The following is a 20,856-nucleotide window of genomic DNA, read 5'->3' as shown; positions in this document are numbered from 1 at the left end:
GCTGAAAGGCTGATGGTCGGAGGGTCCAGTCCGCTGGGCCCTCCGTTTCTCGGAACGGGCACGTGGATATGGGCAAATACAGCGGCATCAACCTACTCATCATCTCCTACGCCGACGACTCGCATGCGCTCGCGGTCGCTGCGGCGATGGAGCTGCTGGGGCACAGATGTGTGATCTGGAGCGAACCCCAGCGGGCCGGCGACCGCGTCGGAAGCATCGAGCTCGGGGGGGGCGAGGTCCGATGGACCGTGGGCGGTCAGAACTACGGTCCATCGGACTTCGAGGTGGTATGGCTGCGTCGGCTCGGCAACATCGCGCTGCCGGAATGGATGCACCCCGATGATCGGAAATTCGCGGCGGCGGACAACGCGGCATTCTTTGCATTCTTCTGGACGCCTCTATCGAGCTCGGCCCGATGGGTCCACTCGCCGGCTGCGCGCCTAAACGGCGAAAGCAAAGTGCAGCAGTTGCGGCATGCTTCTCGCGTCGGCTTCAAGATTCCTCCTACGCTGATGAGCAACGATCCCGACGAGATCGCGAGGTTCATCGAGGCCGGACGGAAGAATGGTCTCGGCACGGTCTTCAAGACCTTCGAGTCCATGACCTGGTTCGAGAAGGGCGGGGTGCGGGAGAACTACACATCGGAGATCGTGGCGGGAGATCTGGTCGACGCCGACGTCGTGCGCGCCGTGCCGGCCATCTACCAGCGCCGCGTGTCCAAGCAGTACGAAGTGCGCTCCACGTTCCTGGGGGAGCGCGAGTATTCGGTGCGAATCGACTCGCAGCGGTCAGGCGCCGGGGTTCTGGATTGGCGCGCGATCGATGACATCGAGAATTTCGTCAGTCCCATCGAGCTTCCCGCTGACGTCCATGGCAAGTGCAGGGCGCTCATGCGCGAGATGTCGCTGGAAATGGGGTGCTTCGATTTCATCGTGGACGACGCGGGCGAGCATGTGTTCGTGGAGGTCAACCAGCAAGGCCAGTTTCTCTGGTTCGAGGACTGCCTGCCGCAGATGAAGGTCCTCGGCGGATTCTGCGAATTTGTCGTTGGTCTGGCGCAGCGACCGTTGCGGCCTGGAGCCATTGACTTCACCGGGGTGGAGTTGCAGGTTATCTCCGCAAGCAGTCGGTACAAGCAATTGGGTCAGCAGCTTGCTGCGTCCGGAGCAGTCGATACGAAATCTCTTGAAGAGCACCCTGGGTAGAGCCGCGATGCGCACACTGGTAAGGGTTTGGATCTGTTTGCTTCTCGGGGGGCTCGCCGCGTCTGCGCACGCTGCGGGAGGCCATCAGCCGGGTGTGCGGGACCAGCTTCTGGCATTGCAGGCGAAGGCGAGCGGCAGGCTTCTCGGAGCAAAGGAGTTGGGCGAGTTGGCACGGGTGCTCGATGGCGGGGTACCCACCGAGGCCCAGGTGGGGTGCGAAGGCATCAATGCCCTTGGGCCGATCGTCCTTGCCTCGCGTGGCGACAGGAAGCTCCAGCGAATGCTCATGGACGCGCTATATGAGCGCGTCGGGGATGATGTCACCGCCCAGGGCTATGCCGAACTCGCAGACCGGGTGGCGCTCTCCCGTGGGAAGAAGCCATCCTACGGTGCCATGCCCGTGCTGAAGGACGGCGCACTCCAGCTGCAGGAGGGCTTGGACGACATGTCGGTGAACCAGGATCGCGATGACCTGGGTCTTGCGCCCATCGCTGTGGATCTGCGGACCGCGAGCGATCTGATCTCTGTCGGGGTGCCCTATGACCAGGTGATCGGTAGGGCCGCCTTGTGCCAGCCGCCGCCGCCCATCACGCACTCCGATCTGAGGCGCTCTCTGGATGAGCGGTACGAGCGGGATCAGCGATTGAGAGAGATGTGGGACGAGGCGGGAACGGGTGCGGATTCCACCGAAGCGAAGGCGGCAGACGCAGACGATGCCGAGAACGCCGTGTTCGTTTCGGATGTGCTCAGGAAGTACGGCTTTCCCGATGCGCGGATGGTGGGACGCAAGGGTGTACGGGCGTTCTACACCCTGGTGCAGCACTCCCACAGCCCTGACCTGATACGCGAGGCGCTCGGAATGGCGCGGCCTCTGATGCTCCGGGGCGAGATGGCCCGCCACGACTACGCGCTCATGATCGATCGACTGCGCATGTACCAGGAGAAGGACCAGATCTACGGCTCCCAGGTCAGCGAGGACGGAGGAAAAGTCGAGGCGTATCCGATCCAGGACAGGGCAACGCTCGATCGACGGCGAGAGATCATGGAGATGGAGCCGTTCGATGCCTACCTGAGATCGATGCAAAGTGAGTGAGTGGGGCACGCGGTGCGCGGCAGCAACGCCGCCGCAGCGCAGCGCGCTCGGGAATGTCGGTTGAGCCACGGAAAACGCAGTGATGGACTGGACGACCAATGCCGGGCCTGCGGGCCACAAGGGGACGGGCCCAGTGGATGGCCGGACTCGCAAGGTTTTCATTGCCGACGACCATCCGTCGGCGACATTTGCTGTGCTGCAATTGCTTTCCACGGCCTTCGCCGTGCCGGGATCGCACTGCCTCACCTTCCATGGCAGCGCGGAGCTACTGGCGGCCTGCGCCGATTCTCCTGATGGCGACGTCCGGCTGGTGGTGCTGGACCTGCTGATGCCCGGCAAGCTGAAGCGGGTGCGTCTGGTACAGGCGGTCATGCAGGCAGATCCAACAGCTCAGGTGGTCATCTACACCGCGGAGGAAAGTGCATTCCTCGCGAGCGCGGTGTTCCGGGCCGGTGCTTTGGGTTATGTGGCAAAGACGAGTGCGGTGGCGGAGCTCGCGCAGGCCATCGAGGCAGTTGGTTCGGGCGGCCGGTATCTGGACCGGAACATCGATCTGGACAGCATCAAGGCGCATCCCTGGACATCGTTGACGGAGGCAGAGCGGTCGATCCTGCTCGCGTTCAGCCGTGGCGAGAAAGCCGCGGAGATTGGGGAGCGCACCGGGCGCAGCTACAGCACAGTGACGACGCATAAATACAGCGGGCTGGCCAAGCTCGGCTTGCGCGATGGCAGTGACTTGCTCCCATACCTCTACGCGAACGGTCTGCACTACGAGCTGGATGAACCCCATGGCCAATGAGCGGATCCCGGCTGTGGTGGAGCGGATGCTCCCGGATACTGCGCACAGCGGCGGAATCGCCGCTGTGCCGCGGACGCCGTGCGGGTCGGAGACCGCCGCGACGGAGGGTCAGAGTTTTCTGAGTCGGCATCGCAGAGGCTTTGTGGCGCAAGGCTTTCGCGCCAAGCCGCGGTGTCTGCCGGGGCATCGTGCGATGGAAAGCGGGGCAGGGCCATGCCAGAGTCCGCGCAACCTGCCGTGTCCGCACATGTGGATGGTGGCCGCCGCAGGCTCCCGCATGCGATCGCTCCTGCGGCTCCCGCGGCCAGCAGACCGCTGCCCGTTGGCGCCCGGTGCCCTGGGCGCGGCTCAGGCAATCGCCCAACCAGCTCTACGGCACCAGACCTATCGCGAGACCGCCATGGCCCGACCCTCGAACCGTTCTCCCCGCCTGACACGCCTGTTCGCGGGTGTTGCTATCGCCGCCTGCCTGGCTGCCGGACCTGCCAACGCGACGTGGATCGTCAATGACCCGATGTCGATGGCCAAGGCGCTGCAGGAGTACGCCGAGCAGGCCAAACGTTGGACGGAGACGATCAAGCAGTACCAGATGCAGCTGGAGCACTACCAGCAGCAGCTCATCAAGCTGCAGCGGCTGCAGTTCGGCGACTCCACCATGGCCGACAATTTTCCCGAGCGACCCCAGGACTACGGGCTGGAGGACAGCTGCCCCGGCGCGAGCCAGAGCGGCATCGCCGGGCTGATGAACCAGTTCAAGGCGTTGGCGCCGGACATGAACGGCAGCGCCGTCGACGAGCAGATGAAGGTCTGCGCGCGCATCGTGATGGCGAAGAACGCCCAGTACAACGAGACGGTGCGAATGCTCAAGCGCCTCATCCAGCGCAACGAGCAGTTCAAGCAGGTGCAGTCGCAGCGCGACGGCATTGGGACCAGCCAGGGCGCGCTGGCCGCCAACGACAACGAGGTGCGGCGCTTCGTGGCGCAGAACTCCATGGACCTGGACTACTGGCAGGCGCAGATGAAGGCCTACGAAACCTACATCGTGGCGCTCAAGGACGATCAGTCGCGGTTGGCGCGGCGGGCGCTGGACGGCAACAAGAACAACATCCTGGGGCAGGTGATCCAAGCGGGCGTGCTCGCTGGCGCGCTGTCGAAGTAGCCGCACAGCAACACCCATCATCACGAGACAGCATACGGGCAAATCGCATGAACGGAATCTTCGACAACGCAACGCACTGGATGCAGCCGCTGGCGGACGCCAACCTGGGGGACTTCGTGTTCTTCCGGCTGGTCAACAACTACTTCACCGACGAGATCGCCGAGTTCGGCTTGGAGTTGACGCGCCGCGCGATGCATTGGGTGAGCGTGATCGCGTTGACGGCCACGACCTTCTGGATTCTGATCCAGGGGTATCGCATCGCCACCGGGCAATCGCGTGAATCGGCGATGGCGACGATGGTCAAGGCGGCTAAGGTCGCGGTGATCCTGATGATCGCCTCGACCCTGGGCGCGAACGGCGCGGCGTTGCACAAGACGATGACGGACAACCTGGACAAGGAGATCCACGGGTTGTTCACGGGCGACGACACCAGCAGCGCGGCCGACTCGATCGACGACAACCTCAAATACACCCAGCTGGCCCTGTCCGCGCTGGACGCGGTGCGGGTGGACGGCACCGATCCCGAAGCGATCGAGAAGAAGGGCCGTTCCATGCTGCTAGCCAGCTTCGGCACGGCCAGTCCGCCCATGGCGGCAGGCGCCATGCTGCTGCTGTTCAAGTTCACCATGGCATTCCTGGTGGGGATCGGACCGATCTTCATCTTCTTCCTGATGTTCGAGCAGACCAAGGACCTGTTCCGGAAGTGGCTGTTCTACGTGTTGGGAACCCTGTTCTCGATGTCCATGCTGTCCGTCGTGTCCGCGATGGTGTTGAAGTTCACCGCAAAGGTGGCGGCCGCGTACTGGGCGATGAAGTTCATCCCCCTGGCGAATGCCGAGGGCCTGTCGTCGCAGGCCCTGCAGCAGGGTGGCATCGGACTAATCATGACCGCGCTGATCGTCACGATACCGACGATCGCGGCAGCCGTCTGGCAAGGGAACATGGGGACGTTCATGACGTACTCTGCTTTCGGCACTGCCGCCGCGTCTTCGCCGGGTCCGCAGGGGCAGCCGCCGGGCTCCTACAGCCCCGCGCAAACTCGAACGGACTCGCAGGCTTCGTCGGGCTCCATGGTGGGATCATCCAACCAACGGGTGAGCGGCGCGCCGTCCAGCAATGTTGTTCCCGAGGGCAGTGGTGGCAGAGGGTTGGCCAATCAGGGCCCCCGGTTCAGCTGAGGTGAAAGAGATGCCCATGCAATTCAAATTCCTAGCGCTTTGCGTCTTGATGGCTGCCGTGCATGGAGCACACGCTGAAGGGGGATGTCCCCCCGGCCAGTACCCCATCGGAGGCCAGGGGGCGGCCGGTTGTGCCCCGATTCCGCAGAGCCAGGCCGCGCCGCAGGAGGCTCCCCGGCCGACTGGGGTTTGGGTCAAGACCTGGGGTGCCATTGCCATGGGAGCGGGCGACGGCTGGAACAGTTTTGGGGTGACGACAGGCAAAACATCGAAATCCGAAGCGGAGGCTGACGCGCTGAAACGGTGCGTTTCCAACGGGGTAAAGGACTGCCGGATTGGCTTTGTCTACAAGAACCAGTGCGCTGCCGTCGCGGAGCCACAAGTGGGGGGGAGAGGGTACCTCGACGGACCGACAAGCTTCGCCGCGGCCGGCGACGAAGAAGCCGCCAGCGGTGTCGCCATGGAGCGTTGCGAGCGAGAGAATCGTGCTGTGCCCGGCATGCAATGCAAGGTCATCTACACAGCATGCTCCAAGGCAGTTTTCAAGAGCTATTGATGGTTGGCCTCGAACGAGGCTGGAAGGTTGGCAACCCCCTCAAGGAGAAAGGGTCGTGAAGAAGCGTGGATTGTTTGCCGCAGCGCTGCTGTCGGTCATGGCGGCGCCCTCGTGGGCGCAGACCGACGGCTACTACGAGTTCATTCCGTACTACAACAACGACCCCTTCCTCTTCTGCACGATCGGCGTGCCCAGCGATTGCTGGGCGCCGATCAATCCTGCCACGGGCGCTTTCACTGTCACCAACCCCTACTGCTACAACGCTTACTCGTCGGCGATGTATGCGCGTGTCTGTCCCCATGCGTTCACTGGTGGGAAGGCGGGGGCTCCGGCCACTACGCCCCGTTCTTCCGTGGTGCCGGACAGCGCCGCCGTCCCCTGACCCGATCAGCGCAGGAGCTGTGACATGACCCACATGGCGTGGTCGAAAGAGTGGCAGGCTTCTGTCCGGCGCACGTCTGCGCTGTTGACCACTGCGCTGCTCGCGCTGCTACTCACCGCATGCATGGTCGTCCTCGCCTACCGCAGTGCGGCCAACGTGGCGTTGCTGGCAGCCCAGGGCACGGCGGTGGCGGGCGCACTGCTCCAGGTCGGCATCGTGGGACGGCTGAGCGTCCTGGTGCTGCGCGCTTCGCGCGCCTGGTGGCGTCTGCGAGCGGGAGGCAAACGGACGGAACAGGCGAAGCAGCTGCGCGGGGCCATCGCGCAGGCGATCGTCGTGACCGGGCTGATGTCGATGTCCGCTCTGGCGGCCGCAGCGCTTGCCGGCTCCCTGCCGGTTTTCATGCAGGTGCCGGAGCTGGGCCTGTCCTTCCTGATTCTGATAGCGATGCTGCTGGTGCAGCGCATGCACGTGCGAACGAGTTGCCGCCGGCTCACCGACGCTCTCGCCGCCGCGGAGCATGCCGCGCGGCGCACCATGGTGGCTTGAGACCCTTTCCGTGAACGCCAAGATCCCCTGTGTTTTTTCCCTTCTGCTGCTGTTGACAGGATGCAACCCGATGAATACTGCCTCGGAGAATGCCGGCACGCCACGCGCTGAGGCCGGCGGTGACCCGGTGTACCAAAAGAATCCCCATCCGACGCAAGCCTTCCGGATCACGATGACGATCGAAGGCGCACCTGGCGATTTTCGATCCGTGAAGGGCGCAGCGTTCTATCGAATCACCAACTATGAACAATGCACGCCTGTGGATCCGGTCGCGGGCGTGTGGTCGAAACAGAGGGAGGAGAGCGTGCCTGCAACGTTCCAGAAGATCGACGACAAGACATACGTGTCCACAATCTATGCCGATGCAATGGTGGACGCAGACTACTTTGGCAAGGGCACCTGCCGCTGGGATCTGCTGGGTGTGGGGGCGTCGCTCAAGGCCTCGGGGGCCGAGCAAGAGACGAATTTTTCCCCCAGTGTGGAGAAGGTTCAGATCATGGAATCGGGTGCCAAGGCCACCTATTTCTGGAAGGGTCACTACCCCAGGGAGGATGTGGAGAACTTCGCTGATGTCGGGAATGCGAGCGTCGAGGATTTCAAGGAAAGTGCTCGCGGCGATCTGTTCAAAGTCACCTTGTCGGCGCAGAAGGTGCAGCCGTGAAGCTCACCGACCAGCAATATGCAGCGCTTGCCTATGACGTCTATTCAAAGCCCAGCCAAACGGGGGTCAACAGTCCTACCGTGGAAATCGGTGGCGTCTCCTACAAGCGCCTGGAATATGTGGATCGACCTTCGGGCTATCAGGGAGTCCTCTACCAGCGCATCGATGATGGCCAGCTGATCGTTGCCCATCGTGGGACGGAGTTCGATCGCCAGCCCCTGCAGGATGGTGTGCTCGCCGATGGGGGCATGGTCGCTACACGGCACAACGCGCAGGTGGCTGATGCCCTCGACTTCACGCGCAAGGCCTTGGCGTATGCGAACACGATTGGCAAGGGGCGTGAAGCCCCGGAGGTGTCCGTCACCGGCCACTCGCTCGGTGGAGCCTTGGCTCAGGCAAGCGCCCACCACTTCGGCCTCAAGGGAGAGACGTTCAACGCCTACGGTGCGGTCAGCCTGGATCGCCGGATCCCCGAAGGTGGCACCGACGTCATCAATCATGTCATGGCCGGCGATCCCGTCAGCGCCGCCAGCCGTCACTACGGCCAGGTCCGCATCTACGCGACGCCCGAGGAAGTCGCCACGCTGCAGCGCGCCGGCTACGACAACAGCAGGGGCGGCTGGGATGCGCGCAACCCCTTCAGCGCAGTCGGCGGGTTGATCGTCGAGTCGCACCGCATGCACAACTTCCTGCCGGTGGACGGCGATGGGCGGCCCGATCGCTCCGTGCTGGAAGACCCTGCGGCGCGCCAGTGCGCCGAGCAGTACGCGCCGATGATCGGCAAGTACCGGGGCGATGTCGAATCCATGCGGGTCGGCACGACGCTCCTGGCGCGCGGCGTGCGCGGGCTGGCCGGTGACGCCGTCAACGAGTTGCGCGGGCCGTTGCCGGCAGGTGAAGGCCGGCAGGGCATCGGTGCGCCGGAATGGTCGGAGCACATGCAGCGTCTGCATCTGCCGAAGACGGAAGCCCGCGAGCAGCAGGGGTGGCACGTGCCGCTGAAAGTGCCGGAGCACGGCGCAGCGGCGCCTGCCGACATGCAGGCGGACCCGCTCTATCTGGCCATCAAGGGAAAGCTGCCTGCGGATGTTCCGGCCATGGCGGCGATGTATGCCACCAACGAGGCTCGGCGCGACGGGATGACCCGGCCGGAGCAGATCAAGAACGTGCAGGTGGACAACGGAGCAGCCTGGATCGAAGGGCATACCCCGGGGTTTCGCGTGAAGGTGGATCTGTTGGCTCCGCAGGCGACCATGGCGGCTGCCGCAGATGCCCGCGCGGGCGAGGACGTATCGCGCACGCAGGCACTGGAAGAAGCCACCGTCCAACAGGCCCCAGCCCGGGCGCGCTGAGGTAGTATCCGGTTCGACCTCGTCAACGTCGCATAGACGTCTGAACGTCGCATGTCGCCTTCACGGCGTGGATTTGAACAGCAAAAAGAGATCTGAGTGCATGCGCAGCAAGTGCTGAGCGTGCTCCTATTCTTTTGCCGGAGATCCCCATGCGCTGCGTCATCTATACCCGCAAGTCAGCGGACGAAACCGACCCTCAACTCAGCTCACTGCAGGTCCAGCGCGACCTTTGCGCTGCTTACATCGCAAGCCAAGCCTACGAGGGTTGGCACTTGCTCCCCGAACAGTACGACGACGGCGGCTACTCGGGGGCCACGATCAAGCGACCTGCGCTGCAGGCCTTGCTCACCCAGGTGCAGCAGGGGGCAGTGGACATGATCGTCCTCTACAAGATCGACCGCTTGTCGCGTTCGCTGCGCGACTTTCTCAATCTCATCTCCTTGTTCGAGTCTTACAACGTCACATTCGTGTCGGTGACTCAGTCCCTGAACACTGCGACAAGCATCGGGAAGCTCTTGCTCAACGTGCTTCTGTCATTCGCCCAGTTCGAGCGCGACATGACTTCCGAGCGCCTGCGCGATTGGTTCGCAGGCGCCAGGCAGAGGGGGCTTTGGAAGAGTGGCCGCCGCCCCTTCGGTTATATGGTTAAAAAGGGATACCTGGACATCATGGAGACGGAAGCTGAGGCCGTCCGCTACGCGCACAGGCGCTATCCAGCCATTGGCTCGGTGAAGCTGCTGGCTGACGAAATGCACCGCAAGGGGTTTCGCAATCAGTACGGCGGTCCGCTCAAAAAGTCTGCACTGACGAGGGTGCTGCGTAATCGCCTCTACTGCGGCGACCTCGTCCACCTCGGCCAGCCGCAGCCGGGCCAGCATACGGCGGTAATTTCAGAGGCAACGTGGCACGCCACGCAAGAAGCCATGGCGCAAAGCGGGGCGCGGCGAGCGGCCAAGAATCGCTATCCTTTCATCAGCGTCTTGCGTGGCTTGATCTTCAATGAAAGCGATCGAGCGCTCATACACGTAGGGGTGCCCAGGAAGAAGACCCTCTATCGGTACTACGTCCCAAGGTTGCAGCGCTACGGCGCTGGCACCACATGCCAGGACCGATATCGTGCGAAGCCGCTGGAACAGGCACTGATTGCGCTGATCGACCGTCTGACGGGGATGGCACTGGATCGGCAGTCCCACCACCAGAAGGCCGAGTACCTGCGTGGGATCATCCGCCGCATCAAGGTCTACCCCGACGACCTCGAAGTGACATTGCTCACCGGAGTCGTGGTCCGGACACCCCATGCAGCCAAGTTGAAGCCACAGAAGAAGCCGCGCGGCGCCCCAGCCTGGCTTGCGCAAGCACGGAAGCTGCGCAAGAAGGGCAACAGCAAGGCCGAAACCGCACGCTTGCTGCAGGTCCCGTACTCGCAGTTCTGGCGGGCGTCAGTAAAGTACGAGTTCTAGGGAGCTCTGCCGTCCAGGCAGCGGCGGGCGCCAGCCTGGGTAGCGGGGGCCACGCAATCCTCCCGGCGCAGCCGGCTGCTGTTTGCGGAACTGCGCCGCATGCGCAGCTTCCTTCCGGTGGTGGGCAATGGGTGGTCGGCACGAATCAACGAGGTCGAGGTTGCCCACGCCGAGGGCGGGTGCAGTCGCGGCAATCCACTGTCGGAAAGGGTGAGCGCGCTCCCTACTCGGAAGGTTTTTTTCGCAGATTCCACAGCGCCTATAGGTGGATGGCATCACCGGCGACAACCGCGATTTCGCGGGCATGGATATACTGTTTATTCATACAGTGCATGTGTTTTCGCACTGTTGAGTTCCCCATGTTCCGCCGTATCACCTCGCCGCACGCCTTCGACTCGACCGTTCTTCCGCAGCACGTTGCAGAAGCGGTGTGGCTCGGCTCGGAAGTTGGGCAACCCCTCGGTCGCACAGTGCCATCCGGGTTCGATGCGCTCGATGCGCAGCTGCCTGGAGGAGGCTGGCCAACCCACTCGCTGACGGAACTGCTCATGCCCCAGCCCGCACTGTGCGAGTGGCGCCTGCTGGCGCCTTCTGTGCCAGCGCTGCTGGCATCGGACGGGTGCATCTACCTCGTGGCGCCGCCCAAGCAGCCCCATACCAGTGGCTTGGCACAACTGGGCCTGCCGCCCGATCGCGTGGTGTGGATCCACGCCAGCGCGCCCGCGGATCGGCTGTGGGTGACGGAGCAGTTGCTGAAATCCAACCCTGCCGGTGCTGTGCTGTCCTGGCTGCCGCAGGCACGGCCGGAGCAGATCCGGCGTCTGCAGGTCCATGCGCAGTCCTGCGATGCGGCAGTGTTCCTGCTGCGGCCCACGGCCGCGCTGTCCGGAGCGTCACCCGCGCCCCTGCGTGTCGCTGCCGCGCTGGGCGACGGCTGGCAGCTGGAGGTGCGTATTCCGAAGCGGCGCGGTGCCCCGCTGGATGACGCCCTGTACCTGGAGGCCATACCCGCGAGCCTGGAGCCCATGCTGCCTCCGCGGCTGAAGTCCAGGCCGGTCCCGCCGATCCCACCCTCCCGCAAGGAGCCCGCCGATGCCTTCGCATTGGGCCGCGTTGCTGCCCCTTCCGTCCGCGGCCTGCCCGCATCCCATTGATGCGGCGTCGCTGGGCGTGTGGGCGTTGCAGTTCACGCCGCGGGTGGCCCTTCTGGAGGACGCCGTGGTCGCGGAGGTGGCCGCGAGCGCGCGGCTCCATGGGGGTATGGACGCCTTGCGCGCGCTCGTGGAAGCCGGCTGCACGGAACTGGGCGCCCGGATCGCCTGGGCGCCCACGGGGCTGGCGGCACTCGCGCTGGTGCGCCATGCGGCTGGTGCGGCGATCCCGGACGGATTCGGCGCGCCCATCGCGCAGTTGCTGGACCGGTTGCCACTGGAGGCGCTCACCACGGTAAGCAAGCACCGCGACACCCTGGCACGTGTGGGATGCCGCAGTCTGGGCGACGTCCGGTGCCTGCCGCGCGGGGGGATGGGGCGCCGCTTCGACAAAGCGCTTCTGACCGCGCTGGACCAGGCCTACGGGCTGCGGCCCGAGGCCTACGAGTGGCTCACCCTGCCGGAGACCTTCCACGCTCGCCTGGAGTTGATGGCCCGCGTGGAAGCCGCTCCCGCGCTGCTATTCGGGGCGCGGCGCCTGCTGGTGCAGATGGCCGGGTGGCTGGCGGCCCGGCGACTGGGCGCGACCGCGTTCACGCTGCGCTGGTGCCATGACGTGATGCGAGCCAAGGACGCCGGCACCGGAGGGGAGCTCACCGTGCGCACGGCCCGTCCCACGCAGAATGTCGAGCACTTCGCCCGCCTGTTGGCCGAGCACTTGAGCAAGGTGCAGCTGCTCGCGCCCGCGGGCGACATCGAGCTGCTGGCTTCGGAGGTGGCTCCGGTCGTCGAGGAAAGCCGCTCTCTGCTGCCGGAGACGCTGCGCAAGGGGATGGAAACGGAGCTGGCCCTGGAGCGCATTCAGGCGCGGCTCGGCATCGACTGCGTACGCCGCCCGGTGCTGCAGGAGGACCACCGGCTCGAATGGATGCAGGGCTGGACCAGCGACCCCGTGAGGCGCCGCAAGGCGGCAGCGTCGGCCCATGCACTGCCATTGCCCACATGGATGCTGGACGAGCCACTGCGGCTCATGGAGCGCGACGACCGGCCGTACTACCAGGGGCCGCTGAAGCTGCTGCTCGGGCCGGACCGTGTCGAGGGCGGTTGGTGGCATCGCACGGGAACGGGAGACGACGAGCGGGCGCTGAACGTTCAGCGCGACTACTGGCTCGCCCTGAGCGCCCATGCCGGCGTGTTGTGGGTCTTCCAGCAGCGCCTGGCGGGGGACCAGACCGCCTGGTTCCTGCATGGACACTTCGCGTGAGGGGGCGACATGAACCGCAGGCCGCGCACCATCCCCAGCTACGTAGAGCTGCGCTGCGTGTCGAACTTCACCTTCCTGCGCGGAGCGAGCGACCCGGAGGAACTGGTCATGCGCGCGAAGGAGCTGGGCTACCGCGGACTGGCCCTCGCGGACGAATGCAGCATGGCGGGTGTGGTGCGGGCACATGTGGCCGCGAAGGCGGCAGGGCTGCCCCTGATCCTCGGCTCCCAGTTCTGCGTGCAGCCGCGCACCGCGGACGAAGCACGTTTCACCCTGGTGATCCTGGCGCGGAACCTCCACGGGTACGGCAACCTGTGCGAGTTCATCACGAAATTGCGCCGCGCATCCAGCAAGGGCGAGTACCACCTGACGCTCGGGCAGATCACCGGGGGCGAGCTCGCGGACTGCCTTGTGCTGCTCTGCCCGGATCGCCAATCTACCGATGCGCAACTGGAAGCCGCAGGAACATGGGTGCTGTCGCAATTCCGCGGGCGATGCTGGATTGGCGTGGACCAGGTGCGGCAACTGGACGACGAGGTATGGCTGCACCGCATGCGCATGTTGTCGGAACTGACGGCGTTGCCTTTGGTGGCCGTGGGCGATGTGCATATGCACGTCAGGTCGCGCAAGCCGCTGCAGGACGTTTTGACGGCGACGCGGATCGGCAAGCCGCTCACAGAATGCGGCCACGCGCTGCACCGCAGCGCCGAGCGCCACCTGCGCACGCGGCTGCGATTGGCGCAGACCTTCCCGGCCGACCTGCTCGCCGAGACGTTGAACGTCGCCACGCGCTGCAGCTTCTCGCTCGACGAACTCAAGTACCAGTATCCCGACGAGGTCGTGCCGCGCGGCCACACGGCAGCGAGCTTCCTGCGGCAGGTCACCTATGAGGGCGCAGGCCGGCGGTGGCCGCAAGGGATCGCACCCACCGTGCAGGCGCAGATCGAACACGAGTTAGAGCTGATCTGCGAGCTGCGCTACGAGCATTACTTCCTCACCGTGTACGACATCGTGGCCTTCGCGCGGTCGCGGCACATCCTCTGCCAGGGCAGGGGATCGGCCGCCAACAGCGTGGTCTGCTACTGCCTGGGCGTGACCGAGGTGGACCCAGCGCGCATGTCGGTGCTGTTCGAGCGCTTCATCAGCAAGGAGCGCAACGAACCGCCTGACATCGACGTGGACTTCGAGCACCAGCGGCGGGAGGAGGTGATCCAGTACCTGTACGAGAAGTACGGCCGTGACCGCGCGGCGCTCACGGCCACGGTCATCAGCTACCGGCCGAAATCAGCGATCCGCGACGTCGGCAAAGCCCTCGGGTTCGACCTGCAGACGCTGGATGCACTGGCGGAAGGACAGAAGTGGTTCGATGGCGAGGACATTCGATTGGAACGCTTCGAGGAACTGGGCATGTCTGTCGCGGACCTGGCCGTACGCCAGCTCATCACGCTGACCACCCAGCTGATCGGCTTCCCCCGGCATCTTTCCCAGCACACGGGCGGGTTCGTGCTCACCCGGGATCGGCTGTGCCGGATGGTCCCGATCGAGAACGCCTCCATGGCCGACAGGACGGTGATCGAGTGGGACAAGGACGACCTGGATGCCGCGGGCCTGCTCAAGGTCGATGTGCTCGCCTTGGGCATGCTGTCGGCCATCCGGCGCGCGCTCGACATGATCGGGTTGCGCCGCGGGTATGCGTTCGGCATGCAGGACATCCCGGCAGAAGACAGCGACACCTACGACATGATCTGCAAGGCCGACACGATTGGCGTGTTCCAGATCGAGAGCCGGGCCCAGATGAGCATGCTGCCGCGGCTGCGGCCACGCTGCTTTTATGACCTCGTGATCGAGGTCGCCATCGTGCGGCCGGGGCCGATCCAGGGCGGCATGGTGCATCCCTATCTCAACCGGAGGCAGGGCAAGGAGCCGGTGACGTACCCGAGTGAGGCGCTCAAGACCGCACTGGGACGGACCCTGGGTGTGCCCGTATTTCAGGAGCAGGTGATGCAGATCTCGATCCTCGCCGCGGGCTTCACCGCGGGCGAAGCGGACGGATTGCGCCGCGCCATGGCAGCCTGGAAGCGCAAGGGAGGCCTGGGCAAGTACTACAGCAAGATCGTGGATGGCATGACCGCGCGGGGCTATGAGAAGGCCTTCGCCGAGCAGATCTTCGAGCAGATCAAGGGGTTCTCGGAATACGGGTTTCCCGAGAGCCACGCCGCGAGCTTCGCGCTGCTCGTCTACGCCTCCTGCTGGATCAAGCGGCACGAGCCAGCAGCCTTCCTCGCGGCGCTGCTCAACAGCCAGCCGATGGGCTTTTACTCCGCCAGCCAACTGGTGCAGGATGCCCGCCGCCACGGTGTGGAGGTGCGCCCGGTCGATGTGATGTACAGCGATGCGGAGACCTCCCTGGAGGATCTTCCGGATATACGTGCCGTGCGGCTCGGCCTGCACATGATCCGGGGCCTGCAGGCCACCAGCGCGCAGCGCATCATGGAGGCCCGCCGCGCTGGGCCGTTCGATAGCGCCGAGGAACTGGCGCAGCGCGCGCGGCTGGCGCAGCCCGAGATGAAACTGCTGGCGGCCGCGGGTGCGCTGGCCACCCTCTCGGGGCACCGCCGGCAGCAGGTCTGGGATGCCGCGGCGCTGCACGCCGCTCCCGAACTGCTGAGGAAGGCCCCGGTCGACGAGGACTACCTGGAGCTGCCTGCCGCGCCGGAGGGCGAGGACGTGGTGTGGGACTACGCGTCCACCGGCCTCACGCTGCGCAGCCACCCGATGGCGCTGCTGCGCAAGCGCCTGGACAAGTACAAGCTCAAGACCTCGGAGGAACTGCGCCGCATGCCCCATGGTCGCGTGGTACGGACGGCCGGCATCGTGACCCTGCGGCAGCAGCCGGAGACGGCCAAGGGGACGATCTTCGTCTCGCTGGAAGACGAGCACGGCGCCACCCAGGTCATCGTCTGGCGCGGGGTGCGCGAGGCCCAGCGTCAGGTGCTGCTGGAATCCCGGCTGCTGGCCGTCAAGGGGCGCTGGCAACGCGAGGGAGAGGTGTGCAATCTGGTGGCGGACCGGCTCGCGGACCTGTCGCCGTTGCTGGGGCGGCTGGCGACGGAGAGCCGGGATTTCAAATGAGGGTGACGTGATGCAGGGGCAATTGTTCGGCGAGGAACCGATCCGTTCGTCGATTCGCGGCCTGGTCTATCAGGAGGCATTCCTGAGCGAGCAGGAAGAGCAGGAACTCATCGACATCATCCGGTCGCTGCCGCTGCACGCGGCGCAGTACAAGCAGTACCTGGCGAGACGCAAGGTGGTGAGCTTCGGCGGATCGTACGACTTCGACACCAACCGGCTTCTGCCAGGGGTGGCGCTGGATTCGCGGCTGCTTTGGCTACGCGAGAGGGTGGCGCGGTGGATCGATGTTCCTGCAGAAGACCTGGTGCATGCCCTTGTCGCGGAGTACACGCCCGGTACGCCCCTTGGATGGCATCGTGACGTGCCCGACTTCGAGACCATCGTGGGTGTGTCGCTAGGCGGAAGCGCCACCCTGAAGTTCCGCCCGTATCCGGACGAGCCGGCGACACGGAAGGTACTGCAGTTGGACGTGGCGCCGCGATCGATCTACAAGATGACCGACGAGGCGCGCTGGGATTGGCAGCACTCCACGGCACCCACGGCAGAACTGCGGTGGTCCATTACTTTCCGCTCGCGCGTAAATTGATGGGGCGGCCCCGACCGCCGATCTGCCGTGCATGCCCTTGGGCAGGTGATAGCTCAAGACCTCACACGTGCTGGGTCGTCAAGCTAATGCAGAACTTGTCAAGCCGTCCCACCAGGAGATAGCTTTTGCGCCGCCCATGGAGGAACAAACGCCTCGTTCAAATCGCGCCAAACCGATGGCTTGCTACCAGGCTCGGGAGGCGCCAGGACGAAGTACAGCGGTGAGGATGTCTCCATCGAGCTGAGTTCCATGATGCTCAGTCCCGTTTCAACAACACCAAGCCCAAATGCCGGTCTCTGAATTCCTCGCGTACGAGCGACGCTGTGCATTTGACCGTCGGGATCGTCGGCAAGTTCTGCCATAGCATCGACGAGGCGTTGAATGCGAAGCAATGCCATAGTTACGTTTCCTGCGGTGGAAGCGGTAGTAACGCCTCCGCCAGGCGGGAAATAGACAGCCCCTCCATGGGTGTACATCGTCGTCACACCCCCGACTCGCAATGACGAAATGGCGTCCTGCGTACGGGCCAAACTCTGCTCAGGAATCGCGCCCTTGATCCTGTACTGTTCTAAATGCTCCGGCCAGTTGCTTGCCAACACTTCGAACAAGTGAGGATCGGCAAAGCCTTCTTTACCAGGGTGCTGAAGCACGTCCAGAAGGCCAACCCCATTTCCCCCTACGACACAGAAAGCAAGGTAATCGGCAGGCCTGGAGAAGTACTTCCCCGCGGGAATAGGCTCAGTTGTCAGGTGGAAATGAAGGATGCCCCAATCCGCGAAGAGCAGGTCGGTACGGGCATGCCGCTGATCGTCTGAAGCGCTGGTGTCATTCCTGAGAATCAGGCCACGACCTTGGTAGGGATTCACGTCCTCTCCCTGCTCGAAGCGCCGAACAAGTGCTTCCAATCCGGCTTGCGCACAAGCTGGCAGATCGACCTTTGGAAAGCGGTCGGACAACACTACAGGGCGCGGGTAGGGCTCAACGTACCGCATGCGAAAGTCGAGCCAGCGCAGTAGCGGTGAATCCAGCCCTTGCTGCGCTAAAGGCGATCCTTGCTCCTTCGGCGCGCTGGAAAATTTCAGGCCGAAAGCCTTCACAAGTTCGAGAGCCAACCGGTCCAGGTCAGCGTGAAATCGAACAGCAGTCGGATTTTGTCTCATTGCTTGTGGCATCGGTGAGGCGCTGAGCGCGAAAGGAGGGGGAGAAGGCGTGGCATTTGCAGGTCGCAGTCACTTGGGGTCAAGCCTTCAAGGGATTGCGTTCTGCGGGGAGCGCTCAGGTATCCAACTGCGATGCCCACACCTCACCGAGCGCGAGCAATCTAGCCTTCGGTCATTCCTTGGATGTGTCAGCAAGGACCCGACCTTGCATTTAGGGCAAGGGACACGTTGTGTGCCCAGGTTGATCCATTCGATAAAAGAATGGGCCCTCGAAAGCGCCGACAGTTCCAGGATGTATTCGCTCGGCGCCTCCCCGTTGACCAAGACGATTACCTGATGCTTGGCCCTCGTGAGACCCACGTAGAGCAGGCGTCTCTCTTCTTCGTTCTCGTCGGCGAGCTTGGGCAGGACGAGGTCCAGCAAAGGTTCAGTCTCGCGTTCGTCAGGGAAGCCCCGGAACCCGGAATCGAGTCCCACCAGAACTACGAAATCCGCCTCCAGACCTTTGGAACCGTGCAGGCTCATTGCGTCCAGCTCCAGCTTACCTTTGTACTTGCGCTTCAGCGCCTTGATCGCATCCTCCGTTTCCAGTCCCTGCGGCGCAGTGGTTTCGGCGGTCGTACGGGTAAGGATCTGCACGGAGGGAAGTGCGATGCCGAGGGATTTGCCCGTGTCGATCAGTCCGTCCAGTTGTGTTTCTAGTGCCAGCATCCGATGCTCGGCGCCAGGTTTGTGCAGAACGACGCGCACGCAATGAAGCAGTTGATCGGGTTTTGCATCTACAGGTTTGTCGAACTGGTTTCTGTTCTTCAGCACCAGTTCTCGCGCCAAAGTAGCGATGCCGCTGGAGCAGCGGAACGTGCGCGGCAGCAATAGCTGGCGTTCGTGGCGGCCGAAGTGCGTGCCGATATTTTTGAAGATACCGACGTCCGATCCAGAGAAACGATTAATCGTCTGCCAGTCATCACCAACGCAGAAGACAACTGACTCGTCGGGCGCTTGGTCCAGGACGGACTTGACGAGGTCTGCTCGAAGACGCGCAATGTCTTGGAACTCGTCCACCAGCACGAACCGATACTGGGTCCGGACCCGGCCGTCGCGCAGGGCGGCCAGTGCATCCCGCAGCATGTCGGCAAAGTCGATCTTGCCCGCGTCCTTTAGCGCCTGCTGGTACGCATGAAACACGGGGAAGGCCACTTTGAGGAAGAGGCGAGCGCGCCAGGAGTTGGGCTGCTTTTCAGCTTCCTCGAACACCTGCTTCTCATCGAGACCGGAGTCCTTGAACCTAAGCACGAAGTCCATGATGAGCTTCTCGCGATCTTCGATAGGGCCAAAGCTGGCGATGGCTCGCCGATACACTTCCTTGGAGGGCGCCCCCACTTTGATGCCTGAATCCCGGAGCGATCGCTCTAGATGAGCCCAGAGTGTGCCATCGCGAAACTGAGCCGAGGTGGTTTCGAAAAAGACCACGGGCTTGCCTGTGCGCTGACCGCTGGCTACTCGTTTCTTGAACATTGCGCGTTTGCTGTGGGCCTGCGCAACGTACTCGGAGCCACCCATCCAATCGGGGGCCTTTCCGTTGCGGTCCAGGGCAAAGTGCTCGTGAACTATCAGCACCTCGCGCTGCGAGCCGTCATCAAGGCGCTGGACCACGCGATAGGTGAAATCCGGCTTATAAGGCCGTCTGCGTTTCGAGGATGCGGAAACGCCAAGTCCAAGGAGTGTGGCACCGTCCCAGTCGAGCGCTTCGTACTCGAACGACACGCCGCGAAGGACCAGCCAGTTCACGATACCGCGCTCTTCGAGAGACCGCACGTACACCGCAGGATCGAGCGTGGGGATGGTCGCGTCGTAGCGTTCTTTTGCTTCCTCTCTCTTTGCCTTGATGCGTTGCCGGCAGGTTTCCTCATAGCGCCGCGCGCACTCTTCCACGCTGCCCGCTATGCCAAAGGGAGTGGGGTCTTCAAAAGGCGCAAAAAGCAACCAATCGGCGAGTGCCTGCTGGAATGAGAGATCTTCGTCCTTCAGGCGCGCGATAACCGTGCGCAGGAACCGTCCTTCCTCGCCCTTATCCTCCTCGAACACGCGTGGACGAATTCCTTCGCCATTGGCCTCAATCAGAACGGACAACCCGAAGGAATGGAACGTCTTCGAAGCCACAGACACCTTGCGTCCGATGGCATCGTTGAGCTTCTTAGACAATCGATCGCCCAGGCTCTTGGCCGCTTTGCTGTTGTAGGCGAGTGCAAGGACCTGTCGGTCCTGGAACATCCCGGTCTTGAGCGCAAAGCCAATCTTGCCGACGATGCACGAACTCTTGCCCGAACCCGCGGCAGCGATCACCAAAGTCGCATCCTCAAACACCAGCGCCGCGGCCGTCTGCTCCGGGGTTAGAGGGCTGCTTTCGACCACGGCGAAGTAGGCTGCCTCCGCCTGAGTTTGGAGAACCATGTATCGCTCGTTGTGTTCTGCTCGCGACACTTCGGGGTCGTTGACCAGTTTGGCCAAGGCGGCCAGCTCCTCCTTCATCACCCCAGCCCGTTTCAGGCTGCTTGGCGGAAGAAGTGGATGGCGATGGAGCCAAGCAAAGATCGACTTCATCTTGCCGATCGTTGGTGAGTGGTCGTTCGCGAGCCGGCTCGCTTGGGAATGACGCACGTAACGGTCCGACCTATAGACGCGCTCGATGTCGGAGCGAACAGGGCGAAGCGCCTCATCTACCCCGTCCAGGCGACGTATGAGTTCCAGATGCACGCGCTGGAGTAAGTCAATGCGTGCTTGCGCTCGGGCGTTACTCGGCAGGACCAGGGACGAAACTCGTTCCTCGTCACCGGACCGGTACGTCAGAACGAGATGACCGCGGTCCAAGCATCGGGGTAGAAACCAGGTCGGCTCCTGTTTCTCCACTGCCGACAACTGCCAGTACTGCAATTTCTGCCCAGCTATTGACAGTCCCTTCGGTGCAATCTCCAGGGTCATCGGCCTGCGAAAGCAGAACCAGACGTCCCACCACGACTCTCTGACCGAAAGGCTCGGCATTGCCGGGGCCTGCTTTTCCTTGTTCGCTACTTCCACCGAAACCTCCCACTTCTCGGGGAGGATGGTAAGCGACGGGGACTGCCGCTACGTCCCAGGGGCTGGCGATTGTGACGGTCATTAGAAAAGTGGT

The 20,856-nt window shown here is 63.7% G+C and carries 17 protein-coding genes; 15 read left to right on the top strand and 2 right to left on the bottom strand.

The genetic code is table 11. The features are described from left to right. Positions 1 to 62 precede the first annotated feature (62 nt). The 15 genes from FHR56_RS09115 to FHR56_RS09045 all read left to right on the top strand — a co-directional run bounded on the left by FHR56_RS09115 (position 63) and on the right by FHR56_RS09045 (position 16,527). Positions 63 to 1,205, top strand: coding sequence for a hypothetical protein (locus tag FHR56_RS09115; RefSeq protein ID WP_160947743.1), 1,143 nt, complete (start codon positions 63 to 65; stop codon positions 1,203 to 1,205). Beyond that, positions 1,186 to 2,298: a DUF6624 domain-containing protein gene (locus tag FHR56_RS09110; protein ID WP_160947742.1), complete on the top strand. Its 1,113-nt coding sequence runs from the start codon at positions 1,186 to 1,188 to the stop codon at positions 2,296 to 2,298. The genes FHR56_RS09115 and FHR56_RS09110 overlap by 20 nt, the downstream gene beginning before the upstream one ends. Before the next feature lie 82 nt (positions 2,299 to 2,380). After that, positions 2,381 to 3,097 (top strand): response regulator transcription factor, encoded by a 717-nt coding sequence (locus FHR56_RS09105; RefSeq protein WP_160947741.1) that lies wholly within the window; start codon positions 2,381 to 2,383, stop codon positions 3,095 to 3,097. 520 nt (positions 3,098 to 3,617) lie between these two features. Continuing rightward, positions 3,618 to 4,256, top strand: a complete 639-nt coding sequence (locus FHR56_RS09100) for a hypothetical protein (RefSeq protein WP_160947792.1) — start codon at positions 3,618 to 3,620, stop codon at positions 4,254 to 4,256. A 47-nt stretch (positions 4,257 to 4,303) separates the two neighbouring features. Beyond that, the gene (locus tag FHR56_RS09095; RefSeq protein WP_160947740.1) at positions 4,304 to 5,434 is read left to right on the top strand and encodes a type IV secretion system protein; all 1,131 of its coding nucleotides are present in this window, start codon (positions 4,304 to 4,306) and stop codon (positions 5,432 to 5,434) included. Between the two features lie 16 nt (positions 5,435 to 5,450). Continuing rightward, complete coding sequence (locus tag FHR56_RS09090; protein ID WP_237473324.1) at positions 5,451 to 5,990, top strand: DUF4189 domain-containing protein; 540 nt, start codon at positions 5,451 to 5,453, stop codon at positions 5,988 to 5,990. Positions 5,991 to 6,045: 55 nt separating this feature from the next. Further along, complete coding sequence (locus FHR56_RS09085; RefSeq protein ID WP_160947739.1) at positions 6,046 to 6,372, top strand: hypothetical protein; 327 nt, start codon at positions 6,046 to 6,048, stop codon at positions 6,370 to 6,372. Between the two features lie 24 nt (positions 6,373 to 6,396). Beyond that, positions 6,397 to 6,921, top strand: coding sequence for a hypothetical protein (locus FHR56_RS09080; protein ID WP_160947738.1), 525 nt, complete (start codon positions 6,397 to 6,399; stop codon positions 6,919 to 6,921). A 70-nt stretch (positions 6,922 to 6,991) separates the two neighbouring features. Beyond that, positions 6,992 to 7,582, top strand: coding sequence for a hypothetical protein (locus FHR56_RS09075; protein WP_184502610.1), 591 nt, complete (start codon positions 6,992 to 6,994; stop codon positions 7,580 to 7,582). After that, entirely contained in the window at positions 7,579 to 8,934 is a 1,356-nt protein-coding gene (locus FHR56_RS09070; RefSeq protein ID WP_343160765.1) for a hypothetical protein, read from the top strand. Before FHR56_RS09075 ends, FHR56_RS09070 begins: the two co-directional genes overlap by 4 nt. 149 nt (positions 8,935 to 9,083) lie before the next feature. After that, the gene (locus tag FHR56_RS09065) at positions 9,084 to 10,394 is read left to right on the top strand and encodes a recombinase family protein (protein ID WP_160947736.1); all 1,311 of its coding nucleotides are present in this window, start codon (positions 9,084 to 9,086) and stop codon (positions 10,392 to 10,394) included. A 359-nt stretch (positions 10,395 to 10,753) separates the two neighbouring features. Next, positions 10,754 to 11,548, top strand: coding sequence for a translesion DNA synthesis-associated protein ImuA (imuA, locus tag FHR56_RS09060; RefSeq protein ID WP_160947735.1), 795 nt, complete (start codon positions 10,754 to 10,756; stop codon positions 11,546 to 11,548). Continuing rightward, positions 11,487 to 12,809, top strand: a complete 1,323-nt coding sequence (locus tag FHR56_RS09055) for a DNA polymerase Y family protein (RefSeq protein ID WP_202407027.1) — start codon at positions 11,487 to 11,489, stop codon at positions 12,807 to 12,809. The genes imuA and FHR56_RS09055 overlap by 62 nt, the downstream gene beginning before the upstream one ends. A gap of 9 nt (positions 12,810 to 12,818) precedes the next feature. Further along, complete coding sequence (locus FHR56_RS09050) at positions 12,819 to 15,941, top strand: error-prone DNA polymerase (RefSeq protein ID WP_184502475.1); 3,123 nt, start codon at positions 12,819 to 12,821, stop codon at positions 15,939 to 15,941. A gap of 10 nt (positions 15,942 to 15,951) precedes the next feature. Then, positions 15,952 to 16,527, top strand: coding sequence for an alpha-ketoglutarate-dependent dioxygenase AlkB (locus tag FHR56_RS09045; protein ID WP_160947733.1), 576 nt, complete (start codon positions 15,952 to 15,954; stop codon positions 16,525 to 16,527). Between the two features lie 98 nt (positions 16,528 to 16,625). Here the strand turns inward: FHR56_RS09045 and FHR56_RS09040 are convergent, their stop codons facing one another. Next, positions 16,626 to 17,687 carry a hypothetical protein gene (locus tag FHR56_RS09040; RefSeq protein WP_160947732.1) on the bottom strand — a complete coding sequence of 354 codons (1,062 nt, stop codon included), beginning with the start codon at positions 17,685 to 17,687 and terminating at the stop codon, positions 16,626 to 16,628. 87 nt (positions 17,688 to 17,774) lie between these two features. Then, a complete protein-coding gene (locus tag FHR56_RS09035) occupies positions 17,775 to 20,762 on the bottom strand; it encodes a UvrD-helicase domain-containing protein (RefSeq protein WP_343160764.1) in 2,988 nt (995 codons plus the stop codon). Positions 20,763 to 20,856 lie beyond the last annotated feature (94 nt).

Origin of the sequence: Xanthomonas sp. F10, assembly GCF_014206815.1 — a bacterium.
In the GTDB taxonomy this organism is placed as follows: domain Bacteria; phylum Pseudomonadota; class Gammaproteobacteria; order Xanthomonadales; family Xanthomonadaceae; genus Xanthomonas_A; species Xanthomonas_A indica.
Note: the sequence above shows the minus strand (reverse complement) of the source record. Positions and strands in the feature narration are given on the sequence as shown.